The 15,184-nt window shown below is 70.7% G+C and carries 16 protein-coding genes; 8 read left to right on the top strand and 8 right to left on the bottom strand.

The features are described from left to right. Nucleotides 1–95: 95 nt before the first annotated feature. The 3 genes from arfB to QWZ14_RS18185 are packed head-to-tail and all read right to left on the bottom strand — an operon-like array spanning nt 96 to nt 2,622. Nucleotides 96–521 (bottom strand): alternative ribosome rescue aminoacyl-tRNA hydrolase ArfB, encoded by a 426-nt coding sequence (arfB, locus tag QWZ14_RS18195; RefSeq protein WP_290318219.1) that lies wholly within the window; start codon nt 519–521, stop codon nt 96–98. Beyond that, nucleotides 518–1,255: an ethanolamine ammonia-lyase subunit EutC gene (gene eutC, locus QWZ14_RS18190; RefSeq protein WP_290318218.1), complete on the bottom strand. Its 738-nt coding sequence runs from the start codon at nt 1,253–1,255 to the stop codon at nt 518–520. Before eutC ends, arfB begins: the two co-directional genes overlap by 4 nt. Continuing rightward, nucleotides 1,252–2,622 carry an ethanolamine ammonia-lyase subunit EutB gene (locus QWZ14_RS18185; protein WP_290318217.1) on the bottom strand — a complete coding sequence of 457 codons (1,371 nt, stop codon included), beginning with the start codon at nt 2,620–2,622 and terminating at the stop codon, nt 1,252–1,254. The genes eutC and QWZ14_RS18185 overlap by 4 nt, the downstream gene beginning before the upstream one ends. A gap of 99 nt (nt 2,623–2,721) precedes the next feature. On the opposite strand from QWZ14_RS18185, the gene QWZ14_RS18180 reads away from it, so the two are divergent. From QWZ14_RS18180 to QWZ14_RS18155, 6 genes are all read left to right on the top strand, one after another. Continuing rightward, entirely contained in the window at nt 2,722–3,252 is a 531-nt protein-coding gene (locus QWZ14_RS18180; protein WP_290318216.1) for a thiamine pyrophosphate-binding protein, read from the top strand. A 5-nt stretch (nt 3,253–3,257) separates the two neighbouring features. Next, complete coding sequence (locus QWZ14_RS18175) at nt 3,258–3,881, top strand: thiamine pyrophosphate-dependent enzyme (protein ID WP_290318215.1); 624 nt, start codon at nt 3,258–3,260, stop codon at nt 3,879–3,881. Nucleotides 3,882–3,912: 31 nt separating this feature from the next. Further along, nucleotides 3,913–4,872 carry a Bug family tripartite tricarboxylate transporter substrate binding protein gene (locus QWZ14_RS18170; RefSeq protein ID WP_290318214.1) on the top strand — a complete coding sequence of 320 codons (960 nt, stop codon included), beginning with the start codon at nt 3,913–3,915 and terminating at the stop codon, nt 4,870–4,872. A gap of 11 nt (nt 4,873–4,883) precedes the next feature. After that, nucleotides 4,884–5,858 (top strand): hydroxyacid dehydrogenase, encoded by a 975-nt coding sequence (locus tag QWZ14_RS18165; RefSeq protein WP_290318213.1) that lies wholly within the window; start codon nt 4,884–4,886, stop codon nt 5,856–5,858. A 10-nt stretch (nt 5,859–5,868) separates the two neighbouring features. After that, on the top strand, nt 5,869–7,239 hold the full coding sequence (locus QWZ14_RS18160) for an MmgE/PrpD family protein (protein WP_290318212.1): 1,371 nt from the start codon (nt 5,869–5,871) through the stop codon (nt 7,237–7,239). Nucleotides 7,240–7,333: 94 nt separating this feature from the next. After that, a complete protein-coding gene (locus QWZ14_RS18155; protein ID WP_290318211.1) occupies nt 7,334–8,725 on the top strand; it encodes an MATE family efflux transporter in 1,392 nt (463 codons plus the stop codon). Here QWZ14_RS18155 and QWZ14_RS18150 read toward each other — a convergent pair. From QWZ14_RS18150 to QWZ14_RS18130, 5 genes are all read right to left on the bottom strand, one after another. After that, nucleotides 8,676–9,956: a TRAP transporter large permease gene (locus QWZ14_RS18150; RefSeq protein WP_290318209.1), complete on the bottom strand. Its 1,281-nt coding sequence runs from the start codon at nt 9,954–9,956 to the stop codon at nt 8,676–8,678. The genes QWZ14_RS18155 and QWZ14_RS18150 overlap by 50 nt on opposite strands. Nucleotides 9,957–9,966: 10 nt before the next feature. After that, complete coding sequence (locus tag QWZ14_RS18145) at nt 9,967–10,485, bottom strand: TRAP transporter small permease (RefSeq protein WP_290318207.1); 519 nt, start codon at nt 10,483–10,485, stop codon at nt 9,967–9,969. A gap of 3 nt (nt 10,486–10,488) precedes the next feature. Further along, complete coding sequence (locus tag QWZ14_RS18140; RefSeq protein ID WP_290318205.1) at nt 10,489–11,475, bottom strand: TRAP transporter substrate-binding protein; 987 nt, start codon at nt 11,473–11,475, stop codon at nt 10,489–10,491. A gap of 83 nt (nt 11,476–11,558) precedes the next feature. Further along, complete coding sequence (locus QWZ14_RS18135; protein ID WP_290318204.1) at nt 11,559–12,470, bottom strand: dihydrodipicolinate synthase family protein; 912 nt, start codon at nt 12,468–12,470, stop codon at nt 11,559–11,561. Further along, nucleotides 12,467–13,156, bottom strand: a complete 690-nt coding sequence (locus tag QWZ14_RS18130; RefSeq protein WP_290318203.1) for a GntR family transcriptional regulator — start codon at nt 13,154–13,156, stop codon at nt 12,467–12,469. Before QWZ14_RS18130 ends, QWZ14_RS18135 begins: the two co-directional genes overlap by 4 nt. Here QWZ14_RS18130 and araD point away from each other — a divergent pair. Together araD and QWZ14_RS18120 are read left to right on the top strand one after the other, a co-directional pair. Further along, the gene (araD, locus tag QWZ14_RS18125) at nt 13,155–14,954 is read left to right on the top strand and encodes an L-arabinonate dehydratase (protein ID WP_408903712.1); all 1,800 of its coding nucleotides are present in this window, start codon (nt 13,155–13,157) and stop codon (nt 14,952–14,954) included. The two genes, QWZ14_RS18130 and araD, sit on opposite strands and share 2 nt — an antisense overlap. A 61-nt stretch (nt 14,955–15,015) precedes the next feature. Beyond that, a complete protein-coding gene (locus QWZ14_RS18120) occupies nt 15,016–15,138 on the top strand; it encodes a hypothetical protein (protein ID WP_290318201.1) in 123 nt (40 codons plus the stop codon). The last annotated feature ends 46 nt before the right edge of the window (nt 15,139–15,184 follow it).

The following is a 15,184-nucleotide window of genomic DNA, read 5'->3' as shown; positions in this document are numbered from 1 at the left end:
CCCGGGCCGATCGCTTATCCCGCAGGCATCCCGCCGGGTGGTTGATCAGGCGCAACAACCATGGTGCCGCCGGGAACGCTTCCGTGAGAGCGCGGTCAGTCGCCGTCCTGCCGGCCCCTGCCCTTTTTCACATCGGCCCGGCGGGTCTTGCCCTCCAGCCGGCGCAGCTTGGAGCCGAGCGTCGGCTTGGTCGGGCGGCGCGGCGGCGGCGGCGGCACCGCGGCCTCGCGGATCAGTTCCAGCAGCCGCGCCAAGGCATCCTCCCGGTTGCGCTCCCGCGTGCGGTGCCGCTGGGCGGTGATGATGATTACGCCGTCCTGGGTCAGCCGGTGGCCGGCCAGCTTCTCCAGCCGATGGCGCACCGCATCCGGCAGGTTGGGCGAGAGCCGGGCGTTGAAGCGCAGCTGGACCGCGGTCTCGACCTTGTTCACGTTCTGCCCGCCGGGGCCGGAGGAGCGGATGAAATCCTCGCTCAGCTCCTCCTCGTCGAGGGCGATGCGGGGGGTGACGGGGATCTTCATGGCGCCAGCAACGCCGTGGCCGGCTGTTCGTCCTTCAGCTCGACGCCGGTGGCGCCCAGCCGCCGCGCCGCGCCGGTGAGCCAGAGCAGCTTCTCGGCCGCGGCCGCCGCATCCAGCCCGCCGGGGCGGATGTTGGAGATGCAGTTGCGCTCCGCATCCGTGCGGCCGCGGCGCGGCGCGAGGGTGAGGTAGAGGCCGAGGCTGTCGGTCGCGCTGAGCCCTGGCCGCTCGCCGATCAGCACCGCGACGATCGCGGCGCCCATCGCCTCGCCGATCTCGTCGCCGAGCGCGACGCGGGCCTGGCTAGCGAGGATGAGGGGGGCGATGCCGAGGCCGGCGCGGCGCAGCAGCGGCAGGGCGGCGGCTAGCAGCCGCGGCGCCTGGACCTGCACGCCGGTGGCGCAGAGCCCATCGGCGATAACGACAAGGAAGCTGCCCGGCGCGGCCGGCAGGCGGGCGCGGTCCGCCTCCCGCAGCCGGCGGCCGAGGTCGGGGCGGAGCAGGTAGCTGCGGCGGTCCTCGGCCTGGCTGGCGACGCGCAGCAAGGGCTCGGGCGCGACGGCGGCTTCCAGCGCCTCCGCGTCGAGGGCCGAATGCACGGCGTCCCGAGCGCGGGCATGCGCCTCCTGGAAATCGAGATGCGCCGCGGTCGGCAACCCATGGCCGGCGCGGCCGAGGGCGACCCGGGCGCCGGTGAAGCGGCGGAGGTCGGTCCAGGCGACCGGCTCGGTCATCCGAGGCCGACCAGCGCCGGTGCCATGCCGCCCGGCAGCACGCCGGCGCCGCTGGCAGCCTCGATGCCCATGCGCGCCATCCAGGCCTCGAATTCCGGCGCGGGACGCTTGCCCAGCGCCGCCCGCACATAGAGCCCGTCGTGGAAGGAGGTGGACTGGTAGGCCAGCATCACGTCATCCGCCCCGGGCACGCCCATGATGTAAGTGACGCCGGCGACGCCGAGCAGCGTCAGCAACGCATCCATGTCGTCCTGATCGGCCTCGGCATGGTTGGTGTAGCAGACGTCGACCCCCATCGGCAGGCCGAGCAGCTTGCCGCAGAAGTGGTCCTCGAGCCCCGCGCGGGTGATCTGCTTGCCGTCGAAGAGATACTCCGGGCCGATGAAGCCGACCACGGTATTGACCAGCAGCGGGTCGAAGGCGCGGGCCACCGCATAGGCGCGGGCCTCGACCGTCTGCTGGTCGACGCCGTGATGCGCCTCGGCCGAGAGGGCGCTGCCCTGGCCGGTCTCGAAATACATGCAGTTGCTGCCGACGCTGCCGCGCCGCAGCGACAGCGCCGCCAGGTGGGCTTCCGCCAATAGGGAGAGGGAGACGCCGAAGCTGCGGTTCACCGCCTCGGTCCCTCCGATGGACTGGAAGACCAGGTCCACCGGGGCGCCGCGCTCGATCGCCAGCAGGCTGGTGGTGACATGGGCGAGGACGCAGCTCTGGGTCGGGATGGCGTAGCGGTCGCGCACGGCGTCCAGCAGTTCCAGCACGCGGAGCGTGGTCTCGAGGTTGTCGGTCGCCGGGTTCACCCCGATGACGGCATCGCCCGCACCCAGCAGCAGCCCGTCGAGGATGGCGGCCGCCACGCCGCGCGGGTCGTCCACCGGGTCGTTCGGCTGCAGCCGGATCGAGAGCCGGCCGGGGAGACCGAGGGTGTTGCGGAAGGCGGTGGTCACCCGGCATTGGGCGGCGACCGCGATCAGGTCCTGCAGCCGCATGATCTTGCTGACGCCGGCGGCCATTTCGGGCGTCAGGCCGGGGCGGAGCGCGGCCAAGGCCGCAGGTTCCGCCGCCAGCAGCCAGTCGCGGAAGCCGCCCACCGTCAGATGGGCGATGGGGGCAAAGGCCGTGGTATCGTGCCCGTCGAGGATGAGGCGGGTGACCTCGTCCGCCTCGTAGGGCACCACCGCCTCATTAAGGAAATGCCGCAGCGGCAGATCGGCCAACGCCCGCTGGGCGGCGACGCGCTCGGCCGCGGTCTCGGCGGCCAGCCCCGCCAGCACGTCGCCCGAGCGCAGCGGCGTGGCCCGGGCCAGCAGGATGCGAAGATCGGGGAATGTGTAGCGGGTGCCCCCCACCGTCTGCGCGAAGCCCATGGATGCTCTCCTGACGGTTCCCTCTAGCCCGGCGGCGGGCGGTCTTGCCAGCGCGGCGGCGGCGCGGGAAGGTGCGGCCAACCCCATTCGAGGAAACGCATGCAACCGGATACCTCCGCCGAAGACTGGCCCGACCAGATCTATGGCCTGCTCAAGGACCACGGCATCCGCCAGGTGGCGCTGGTGCCCGATGCCGGGCATTCCCGGCTCATCAAGCGGTGCCTCGCCGACAACGACATCAAGGTCGTGACCCTCACCACCGAGGAGGAGGGCATCGGCATGCTCTTCGGCGCCTGGCTGGGCGGGGAAAAGGGCGTGCTGCTGATGCAGTCCAGCGGCGTCGGCAACTGCATCAACATGCTCTCGGTCGCCATCGCCCACCGGACGCCGCTGCCGATGATCGTGACGATGCGGGGCGACTACGGCGAGTTCAATCCCTTCCAGGTGCCGATGGGCAATGCGACCCAGACCGTGCTGGAGGCCATGGGCACGCTGGTGAAGCGGGCCGACAGCCCCGAGGATATCGCGCCGACGGTCAATGCCACCTTGCGCATGGCCTTCAACACCTATCGCCCGACCGCGACCCTGATCGGCCAGCGCGTCATCGGCGCCAAGACCTTCGGGAAGTGAGCCCCATGGCCCAGTTGAACAGCAAGATCGAAACCGGCGCGACCGGCAAGCTGCTCCGCCGCACCGTGGTCTCGGCCCTGCTCGAGGACCGCCGCGGCATGCTCTGTATCGCCGGCCTCGGGGCGCCGGCCTGGGACATCACGGCGGCGGGCGATTGCCCGGAGAATCTGCCTTTGTGGGGCGGCATGGGCGGCGCGGCGATGATGGGCCTCGGCCTGGCGCTGGCGCAGCCGGAGCGGCGCGTGCTGGTCATCACCGGCGACGGCGAGATGCTGATGGGCATCGGCTCGCTGGCGACCATCGCGGTGCAGCGCCCGAAGAACCTCTCGATCGTCGTGCTCGACAACGAGCACTACGGCGAAACCGGGATGCAGGAGACGCATACGCACCACGGCGTCGACCTCGCCGCGATGGCCCGCGGCGCCGGCATCGGCGACTGCCGCCTGGTGAAGACGGCGGAGGAGGTGCTGGCGCTGCGCCAGGCGATCCATGCCGGGGCCGGGCCGCTGTTTGCCCAGGTGAAGATCGACGAGCAGACCCTGCCGCTGGTGCTGCCGCCGCGCGAGGCGAGCATCCTCCAGGCGCGGATGCGCGAGGCCATCATGGGCAAGGCGGCGCATCTGCAATGAGGTAGCCTGAGGCGATGGGGAGGGAGGGCCAATGAAAAGACGCAGCCTGCTGGCGGCCATGGCCGCCCTCCCCTGCCCGGCCTTCGCCCAATCCTGGACGCCGGAACGGCCGATCCGCCTGATCATCCCCTTTGCCGCCGGCGGCAGCACGGATGTGACGGCGCGGCTGGTCGCTCAGGCGCTGGGCGAGAGGCTCGGCCAGCCGGTCGTCGCCGAGAACCGGCCGGGCGCCGGCGGCAACATCGGCGCCGAGGCGGCGGCGCGGGCCGCGCCCGATGGCCATACGCTGTTCATGGCGGTCAGCGGCATCCTGGCCGCCAACAAGGCCCTGTACAAAACCCTGCCCTTCGACCCGCTGCGCGACTTCGCCCCGATCTCCCAGGTCGCGGTGATCCCGAACCTGATCGTGGTGAACCCGGAGCTGCCGGTGCGGGACCTGCCCGGGCTGATCGCCTATGCCAAGGCGCGGCCGGGCCAGGTGAATTACGGCAGCGCCGGCTCCGGCACCTCGCTGCACCTCGCCTCCGCGTTGTTCGCGGCCAAGGCGGGGATCGCGCTGGTGCATATCCCCTATCGCGGCGGGGCGCCGGCGGCGACCGACCTGATGGCGGGGAAGATCCAGATGATCGCCTCGCCGCTGGTCGAGGTGATCGGCGCCGTCCAGGCCGGGCAGCTCCGGCCCCTGGCGGTCACCACGCCGCACCGCTCCGCCCTGCTGCCGGAGGTGCCGACGGTGGGCGAGACCATCCCCGGCTTCGCCATCCCGCTGTGGAACGGCATCGTCGCCCCGGCGGGGACGCCCATCCCGGCGGTAAACCGCCTCTCGGCCGAGATCGGCGCGGCGCTGCGCAGCGATGCCTTGCTGCGCCGTCTTGCCGAGCAGGGCAGCGAGCCGGCGCCGAGCACCCCCGAGGACTTTGCCAATTTCATCCGTGCCGAGATCCCGCGCTGGGCGGAGATCGTCCGCGTCTCCGGCGCCACCGCCGATTAGGACCTAGAACCATGCCCCATGTCGTCTGCCTCCGCCCCGTCCACCCCGAAGCCCTCGCCCTGCTGCGCGCCCGCCCGGGCGTGACGGTGGAGGTGCTGGACCCGGTGAACGAGGAGACCATCGCCGCCGCCATGCCCAAGGCGGATGCGGTCATCGTCCGCGCCACCCCGATCAACCGCGCCTTCCTCGCCCATGCGACCAGCCTGCGGATCGTGGCGCGCCACGGCGTCGGCTACGACGCGGTGGATGTCCCGGCGCTGACCGAGCGCGGCATCCCGCTGACCGTCACGCCCGATGCCAATGCGACCTCGGTCGCCGAGCATGCGATGATGCTGCTGCTGAACATCGCCCGGCAGACCCGCTTCTACGATGCGGCGACGCGGGACCTGCGCTGGTCCAACCCGCCGGTGCCGGCGACCTTCGACCTCGCCGGCCGCACCCTGCTGGTGATGGGCTTCGGCCGCATCGGCGGGCGGGTCGCGCGGCTGGCCCATGCCTTCGGCATGAAGGTGCTGGTCCGCGATCCCTTCATCCCGCAGAACACCATCAAGGGCGCCGGCTTCATCCCGGTGAAGGACCTCCAGGCCGGGCTGGCCGAGGCCGATGTCGTCACCATCCACCTGCCGAGCAACGAGAAGACCCGTGGCAGCGTCAACGGGGAGTTTCTCGCCAGCATGAAGCGCGGCGCGGTGCTGGTGAATACCGCGCGCGGGACGCTGGTGGATGAAAAGGCGCTGGCCGGGGCGCTGACCAGCGGCCACCTCGCCGCCGCCGGCCTCGACGTCTTCTGGGAGGAGCCGGCGAGCCCGGACAACCCGCTGCTCAAGCTACCGAACGTCATCTGCACGCCGCACACCGCGGCGGCGACGGATCAGAGCCTGCGCCGCATGGCGCTCTCCTGCGCCGAGAGCATCCTGCAGGTCTTCGACGGCAAGCTTGACCCCGACGTGGTCATCAACCAGGAGGTGCTGCGCGGCAACGCGTAGCAGGCAAAGCATGGTGGAGAATCCGCTTCTCGCCCTCGCCGGACACGCCGCATCCTGGCGCGACCGGCCGCTCTCGCACGCGGTGGCGCACCACGCCCGCCGGGCGCTGATCGACTGGTTCGCGGCGCTGCTGCCCGGCTGCTCCAGGCCGCCCGCCACCCTGCTGGCGGCCGCCATGGCGGCCGAGCGGGGCCCGGGGCGGGCGATCTGCTACGTCGATGGCAAGCCCGGGCCGCTGCGCCATGCCGCGTTGCTGAACGCGACGGCCAGCCATACCGTCGAATTCGACGACATCTTCCGCGATGCCGGCTACCACCCGGGCTGCCCCACCATCTCACCGGCGCTTGCGGCGCTGCAGGCCCATGGCGGGACGATGGAGCAGCTGCTGCGCGCCATCACCGCGGGCTACGAGGTCTCCTGCCGCATCGGCATGGCGGTGCAGCCGAGCCACTACAAGAACTGGCACACGACGGGTACCGTCGGCACCTTCGGCGCGGCCGTCGCGACCGCCCTGGCGCTGGGCTGCGACGCGACGAAGATCGGCCATGCCATCGCCACCGCGGCGACCTTCGCCGGCGGGCTGCAGCAGGCCTTCCTGTCCGATTCCATGTCGAAGCCGCTGCATGCCGGCCATGCCGCCGATGCGGGCGCGCTGGCGGCCATCGGCGCCGCGGCCGGCGTCACCGGCGCGCTGGATGCGCTGCACGGGCCGAAGGGCTTCGCCGCGGCGACCAGCGAGGACACCGGCAAGTGGGAAAAGGCCTTCGCCGACCTCGACCGCCGCGTCTGCATCACCGAGATGACCTTCAAGAACCACGGCTGCTGCGGCCATATCTTCGCCGCGCTCGACGCGGTGCGGGACCTGCAGGCGGAACACGGCTTCAAACCGGCCGATGTGGCGAAGATCCACGTCGGCGGCTATGGCCCGACGAAGAGCATCTGCGACCGGCCGGTGATCAGCACGGAGCAGGAGGCGCGCTTCTCGGTCCAGTTCACCATCGGCGCGCTGCTGGTGCTCGGCGGCGTCCGCATCGCCGCCTTCGCGCCAGAAAACCTAGTGAACCCCGCCATTCGCGCCATCATGCCGAAGGTGACGGTGGAACTGGACCCCGAGCTGGCCGATGCCTATCCCGGCAAGCGCGCCGCCAAGGTCTGGATCACCCTCAACGACGGGCGCGCGCTCTACCGCTACCAGCCGACGCGCAAGGGCGACCCGGATGCGCCGCTAAGCGATACCGAGCTTTCGGAGAAGTTCCGCGAGCTGGTCGGCCCGGTGATCGGCGCGACGGCGGCGGAAAAGCTGCTGCATCACCTCTGGACCGGCGTGGATCTGCCGGGGGCGGTGCCGCTGCTGGCGCCGATGCGCCAGGCTGCCGAATAGGAGCCGCCGAATAGGCTTTTCCGCCAGCGGCCGGAACCATTGGGTGGGGACCCGGCCTTAGGCTGGGCAACCCCCTCATTGTCCGGATACCGCCTTGGCCAGCGCCGCCGATCCCAATGCCCGTTTCCTGACCGGCTCGACCATGCGTCATGTCACCGTCATGGCGAGCACCGGCGCAATCGGGCTGGTCGCCATCTTCGCGGTGGACCTGCTCAACCTGCTCTATATCTCCATGCTCGGTCAGCAGCCGGTCGCCGCGGCGGTGGGCTTCGCCGGCACGGTGGGCTTCTTCCAAGTCTCGCTGGCGATCGGCCTGACCATCGGCGTCAGTGCCGCCGTCTCCACCCGGATCGGCGCCGGCCAATTGGCGGAGGCACGCCGCCTGGCCACGGCCGGGCTGGTGCTGATCATCCTGGCGACCTCCCTGGTCGCCATCGCCACGGTCCTGGCGCTCGAGCCCATCCTGCGACTGCTGGGCGCCGAGGGCGAGACCCGCGACCTGGCTGCGGGCTTCCTGGCGCTGACCGCGGTCTCCGTCCCCTTCCTCGCCGCCGGCATGTGCTTCGCCGCGCTGCTGCGCTCGGTCGGCGATGCGCGGCGATCGATGAACGTAACGCTGGCCGCCGCCTTCGCCACGGCGGTGCTGGACCCGCTGCTGATTTTCGGCCTGGAGCTGGACCTGACGGGGGCGGCGATCAGCACGGTGCTATCCCGCGTCTTCCTGGCCTTCGTCGGCTGGCATGGCGTGACCCGCAGCCACAAGCTGCTCGGCCGCTTCACGCTTGCCGCCTTCGGCGCCGATACCCGCCGCATCCTGTCGGTCGCCGGGCCGGCGGTGCTGTCCAACCTCGCCACGCCGGTGGCGGCCGCCTATGTCACCGGCAGCATGGCGCTGTTCGGCCCGGCGGCCGTCGCCGGGCAGGCGACCATCGACCGCATCACCCCGGTCGCCTTCGGCCTGGTCTATGCGCTGACCGGGGCGGTCGGGCCCATCGTGGCGCAGAATGCCGGCGCCGGGCGCTACGACCGGGTCCGCAGCGCGGTGCGAGACAGCATGGTCTTCACCCTGGTGGCGGTGCTGGGGGCCTGGGCGGTGCTGTGGCTGGCGCAGGACCTGCTGGTGGCCGCCTTCTCCGCCCGGGACGCGACGGCCGAGATCGTCCGGCTTTTCTGCACCTGGACGGCGGGCAGCTTCGTCTTCATCGGCGCGCTCTATGTGGCGAACGCGGTCTTCAACAACCTGGGCCGGGCGCTGCTCTCGACCGCCTTCAACTGGGGGCGGGCGACGCTCGGGACCATCCCGCTGGTCATGCTGGGCATCAGCCACGGGCCGGCCGGGGTGATGGTCGGACAGGCGATCGGCTCGGTGGCCTTCGGCGCCGCGGCGGCACTGGTCGCCTTCCGCGTCACCGGGCGGCTCCGCGCCGCCGCCTCCCCTAGCGGAACAGCGCCGGCAGCCAGAGCGACAGCGCCGGCACATAGGTGACCAGCAGCAGCACGACGACCATCGCCCCATAGAAGGGCCCGCTGGTCTTGGTCGCATCCCACATGCTCACCTTGCCGACGGCGCAGGCGACGAACAGCACCGGCCCCACCGGCGGGGTGATGGTGCCGATCCCGAGGTTGACGATCAGCACGATGCCGAACTGCACCGGGTCCATGCCGATGGCCTTGACCACCGGCAGGAAGATCGGCGTGCCGATCATGATCAGCGGCGCCATGTCCATGAAGGTGCCGAGCAGCAGCAGGATGACGTTGATGAGCAGCAGGGTCATCAGCGGGTCCTCGGTGATGCCGCGCATCAGCGCGACCGTCATCGCCGGCACCTGCATCAGCGCCATCAGCCAGCCGAAGGCCGAGGCCGTGCCGATGATGAGCATGACCATGCCCGTGGTCCGTACCGCCCCGCCGACCGCTTCGACGAAGCCCTCCCACCGCAGGCTGCGATAGACGAAGAGCACCACCAGCAGCGCATAGATCACGGCAACGCAGGCGCTCTCGGTCGCGGTGAAGACGCCGCTGCGGACCCCGGCAAAGATGATGACGATCAGCATCAGCCCGGGGATGGAATTGAAGGCCAGCCGCGCCAGTATCACCCAGCCGGGGAATACCTCCCGCGGGTAGCCGCGCTTCACCGCGACCAGCCAGGCGACGACCATGAGCGAGAGCATCATCACCAGCCCCGGCACGATGCCGGCGGTGAAGAGATCCGCCACGCTGATCGCCCCGCCGGCGGCAATGACGTACAGGATCATGTTGTGGCTGGGCGGGATCAGCAGGTCGATCAGCGCCGCATTGGCGGTGACGTTGACGGCATAGTCCGGCGCATAGCCGCGCGCCTTCATCTGCGGGATCATCACGCCCCCGACCGCGCTGGCATCCGCGACCGCCGAGCCGGAGACGCCGCCGAACAGCGTCGCCGCAACGATGTTCACCTGGCCCAGGCCCCCGCGGAGATGCCCGACCATGGCGGCGGCCAGCGCCACCAGCCGATCGGCGATCTGCCCGCGCATCATCAGGTCGCCGGCGAAGATGAAGAAGGGGATCGCCAGCATGGAGAACACATTCATGCCGGAGGCGAGCTGCTGGAATACCACCACCGGCGGCAGGTCCATATACAGCACGGTGGCGAAGGCCGCGGCGCCGAGGCAGAAGGCGACGGGCAGGCCGATCAGCAGCAGCAGGGTGAAGCTGCCGAGCAACAGGGTCAATTCCAAGCGCGTACCCTCAGCTATCGGTCAGGATGGTATGCTCGGGCACGCCGGCCGGCGCCGCGCCGGTGAGGAGATGCGACAGCAGCCGCTCCAGCCCGAAGAGCGCCATCAGCACGCCGCCGAGGGTGATCGGCAGATACTCCACCGTCCCCGGCAGGCCGAGCGTCGGCAGGGTCGCGTCCCAGACGGTGAGTGCGAGGTCCGAGCCATACCAGGCCATGGCCGCACCGAAGACGGTGATGACCGCGTCCGAGGCAACCTTGCAGGCCAGCCCGATCGGCGCCGGCAACACGTCGCGCAGCGTCTCGAAGCCCATGTGGAAGCCTTCCCGCACCCCGGCCGCCGCCGCGCCGAGGATGACCCAGCCCATCAGCAGCAACGCCGAGGCTTCCGCCCAAGCCGGCGTGTCGTTCAGCACGAAGCGGCCGAAGACGCCCCAGGCGACCACGCCGGTCATCACCACCATCGCCAGGCCGGCGATAAACAGCGCCGCGCGGGCGACGCCATCGAGTGCGGCCGAGAAGGCGCGCACCGCTCAGCCTTCCCGGATGCGTTCGACTAATTGCTTCAGCTTGGCATCGCGGACGAACTGGTCGTAGACCGGGCGCACCAGCCTGGCGAAGGCGGGCTTGTCCGCCTCGACGATCAGCGCGCCGCCGGCCTCGACCTGGCGGCGCGCATCCTCCTCCATCTTGACCCAGAGGCCGCGCATGTGGGGGACGCTCTCCTTCGCCGCCTGCCGGATGATCTCCTGGTCCGGTTTGGCGATGCGGTCGAAGCTGCGCTTGCTCATCGCCACGATCTCGGGCGTGAGGGAATGCTCGGTCTGGGCGTAGTGCTTGGCCACCTCGAAATGCCGGGCGGTGAGGAACGACGGAAAATTGTTCTCGGCGCCGTCGACCACGCCGGTCTGTAGCGCCGAATAGACCTCCCCGTAGGGCAGCGGCGTCGCATTGGCGCCGAAGGCGCGCATCATCGCCACCCACATGTCGGATTGCTGGACGCGGATCTTCATGCCCTTCAGGTCGTCCGGCGTGCGGGCCGGCTTGCCGCGGGTGTAGAAGCTGCGGGCGCCGGCATCGTAGTAGCAGAGCGTCACCAACCCATGCGGCAGGGTGGCCTTACCAATATCCTCGCCGATCGGCCCGTCCATCACCTTCTGCATATGGGCGGTGTCGCGGAACAGGAAGGGCAGGCCGGCGACCAGCGTCTCCGGCACCAGGTTGTTCAGCGGCGCGGTGTTCACGCGGGTGATGTCGATGACGCCGAAGCGGGTCTGCTCCAGGCTGTCCTTCTCGTCGCCGAGCTGGCGGGAATGGAACATCTGGATGCGGATGCGGCCGCCGGTCCGCTCCTCGATCAGGCGGCCCATGTATTTCACGCCCTCGATGGTCGGATAGCCATCGGGGTGGATATCGGCGGCGCGCAGCGTCAGGCCCTGGGCGCTGGCGCGGCCGCCGATCCAGGGGGCGGCCAAGGCCGCGCCGAGCATGAGGCGACGAGACATGGCGATGCTCTGCATGGAAATCCCCTCCGCCGGACGATCTTGTGCCGCCGGTCGTCTGCTATAGCAGATAGCAGGATGCCTGCTGCCCCGGCGCGGAGTCAATGCTGGCGTGCGAGCTTGCCCCAGCCGGCCATGAGGTCGCGCAACGCCGCGGCCGAGCCCGGCGGCAGCGGCCAGGCCGCCGGCGGCCGGGCGGCGCCGACCTCCACCCCGGCCAGGATCAGCGCCGCCTTCACCACCGCGACATTGGCGCCGTTCTGCTCCTCGGATCGCAGCGCCTCGAAGCCGCCGATCGCGGCGATGGCGGCATTGGCGGCGGCATAGTCGCCGGCCCGCAGCGCATCGCGGATGGCGGCCGAGCGTTCGGGGGCGACGTTGATCAGGCCGGAGGTGAAGCCCCGAGCGCCGAGCGCCGTCATCGGCGGCGCCCAGGGCTCCGCCAGGCCACAGATGAAGCCGACGCCCGCGGCGGCCCGGCGCATCGCCTGGGCGAGGACCATGAGATTCGGCATCGCCCATTTCACCGCGACGACGCCGGGAATGCGGGTCAGCGCCTCGATCGCCGGCAGGCCGATGCCGTCGTTGCGGAGGTAGAGCACGACGGGCAGCCCGGCCGCCTCGGCAACCCGCGCAACATAGGCGACGACGCCGCGCGGCGCGACGAAGGGGTCCGGCGGCTGGTGGACCATGACGGCATCGGCGCCGTCGGCGGCGGCGCGGCGGGCCAGGGCGCAGGCCTCCGCCACGCTGCGGCCGACGCCGGCGGTCACCATGGCGCGGCCACGGACCAGGGCGGGCACCTCGGCCTGCATCCGCTCGGCCTCGGCATAGGTGAGGCCGTAGAATTCGCTGGTATTGCCGTTGACCGTCAACGCATCGATGCCAGCGGCGACGCAGCCTTCGACGACCGGCGCGAGGCGCGCCGGGGCGATGGCGTCATCCGCGTCGAAGGGCGTGACCAGGATGCCGGAGACCCCGGAGAGCGCGGCGGCCAGGGCATCGGGGGTCATGCGGGGCGTTTCCGGGGGGCCGAGAGGACACCGTTGGTAGTCAGCGACCGCAGCACATGCGCCCGCATCCGCGCCTCGGACAGCACCGGGTCGCGGGCGCGCAGCGCGGCGAGGATGCTGACATGCTCGCGCAGCGCCTTCGGCATGTCCTTCGGCGCGCTGCCGATGGCCCGCAGCCGGCCGAGGTCGTCATAGGCCCGCAGCGCTTCCAGCGAGCGCACCAGGAACATGTTGCCGGTCGCACCCTGCAGGATGGCGTGGAAGCGCTCGTTCAGCTCGGCCAAGGCCTCGGTATCGGCCGCCGCCGTCGCCGCCCGCATGCCGCGCACCACCTCGCCCAGGCTGGCGAGGTCCTCCCCGGTCATCCGCTCCGCCGCCAACGCCGCGGCGACGCCCTCCAGCGCGGCGCGGATGCGGCCGAGTTCGGCCAGCCGCTCCAGGCCGAATTCGGCGACGATGGTGCCGCGCCGCGGCAGGGTCACCACCAGCCCGTCCTGCTCCAGCCGGCGCAAGGCCTCCCGCACCGGCTGGGCGGAGATGCCGAGCGCGCTCGCCAGGCTGCGTTCCGAGATGCGGCTGCCGGCCGAGAGCGTGCCCTGCACGATGCTGTCGCGCAGCCGCCGGTAGGCGCGCTCGCCGAGCGACAGGGTCTCGGTCTCGGCGAAGGGTTCGACGGCACTGGACATGGACATCTGCTATAGCAGGTGGCACTTTGCCCCGGAAGTCACGCCGGAGGGAAAGCCTGTGGGAGATCAGCCGCGTCGCAAGACGGCCGAGCAGTTGCGCAGCCACCGCTGGTTCGGCGTGGACGACATCCGCGCCTTCGGCCACCGCTCCCGCCTGCTGCAGACCGGGCTCTCCGAGCAGGATTTCCGCGGCAAGCCGGTGATCGGCATCATCAATACCTGGTCCGACCTCAGCGTCTGCCACGCCCATTTCCGCACCCGCGCGGATGAGGTGAAGCGCGGCGTCTGGCAGGCGGGCGGCTTCCCGGTCGAGCTGCCGGCGCATCCGGTGACGGAACAGTACCAGAAGCCCTCCTCGATGCTCTACCGCAACTTGCTGGCGATGGAGACGGAGGAGTTGGCGCGCAGCCATCCCTGCGACGGGCTCGTGCTTCTCGGCGGCTGCGACAAGACGCCGCCGGCGCTCGTCATGGGCGCGCTCTCGGCCGGCCTCCCCTGCATCTTCGTCCCCGCCGGGCCGATGCTGTCGGGCAATTGGCACGGCAAGAAGCTCGGCTCGGGCAGCGATGTCTGGAAGTACCATGCCGAGCTCCGCGCCGGGAACATCAGCCAGGCGCAGTGGAAGGACATGGAGACCGGTATCGCGCGCAGCTTCGGCACCTGCATGACGGCGGGCACCGCGGCGACGATGATGCTGGCGGTGGAGGCGATGGGCCTCTGCCTGCCCGGCGCCTCCTCGATCCCTGCTGCGGATTCGGCACATCCGCGCATGGCGACGTCCTGCGGCCGGCGGATCGTGGACATGGTCTGGGAGGATGAGACGCCGGCGCGGCTGCTGACCCAGGCCAGCATCGACAATGCCGTCACCGCCACCATGGCCTTCGGCGGCTCGACCAATGCCATCCCGCATCTGATTGCCATGGCGCGGCGCGGCGGCTTCCAGCTCGACCTCGAGCGCTTCGACGCGATCAGCCGCCGGGTGCCGCTGATCGCCAATCTCCGGCCGAACGGCGACACCTTCCTGATGGAGGACTTCTTCTACGCCGGCGGGGCACGCGCCTTCCTGGCGCGCTTGGCGCCCTATCTCGACCTCAATGCCCGCACGGTCACCGGCGCGACGCTCGGCGAGAATCTGGAAGGGGCCGAGATCTACAACGAGGAGATCATCCGACCCCTCGACCGGCCGCTGCAGGCGGAAGGTGGCGTCGCCATCCTGCGCGGGACCCTGGCGCCGCGCGGCGCGGTCATCAAGACCAGCGCCGCCGACCCGAAGCTGCTGGCGCATACCGGCCCGGCCGTGGTCTTCGAGGACTACAACGACATGAACGCGCGGCTCGATGATCCGGCGCTGGAGGTCACGGCCGACAGCGTGCTGGTGCTGCGCCAGGCGGGGCCGCAGGGCGGGCCTGGCATGCCGGAATGGGGCATGATGCCGATCCCGAAGAAGCTGCTGAAGCAGGGCGTGCGGGACATGGTGCGGCTGTCGGATGCCCGCATGTCCGGCACCAGCTACGGCACCTGCGTGCTGCATGTGGCGCCCGAATCGCATGTCGGCGGGCCGCTGGCCCTGGTCCGCAACGGCGACCTGATTCGCCTCGACGTGCCGAACCGCAGCCTCGACCTGCTGATCGACCCGGCCGAGATGGAAGCACGCCGGGCCGCCTGGGTGGCCCCGCCGGTGCGCTATGCCCGGGGCTGGACCGCGCTCCACCTTCAGCATGTGCGCCAAGCCGACGAGGGCTGCGACTTCGATTTCCTGGAAGCGGGATCGGCGACGCCCGAGCCCGAAATTCACTGAGACGTGCTGAGGCCTCAAGCTCGCTTTCGCGTTATATGTTGCAGCGCGAAAGGATGGATTCATGAGCGATGACAATGGCGGCGCGGAGTTCCAGCTGATGGAGGGCTGGATGTTCGGAGTCATGATGTTCCCGCTCGCCATGGCGGAGATCGTGCGGACTCCACCGGCCAACGATCCGGAGTAGCCTGCGCCGCATCTTGTGTTGGCCGCCATTCCTGGCCAGCATCCGC

The sequence above is a fragment of the Paeniroseomonas aquatica genome (genome assembly GCF_030409335.1).
Taxonomy (GTDB): Bacteria; Pseudomonadota; Alphaproteobacteria; order Acetobacterales; family Acetobacteraceae; genus Belnapia; species Belnapia aquatica.
The sequence above is the reverse complement of the archived record's forward strand: the minus strand, read 5'-3'. Positions and strand labels throughout refer to the sequence as shown.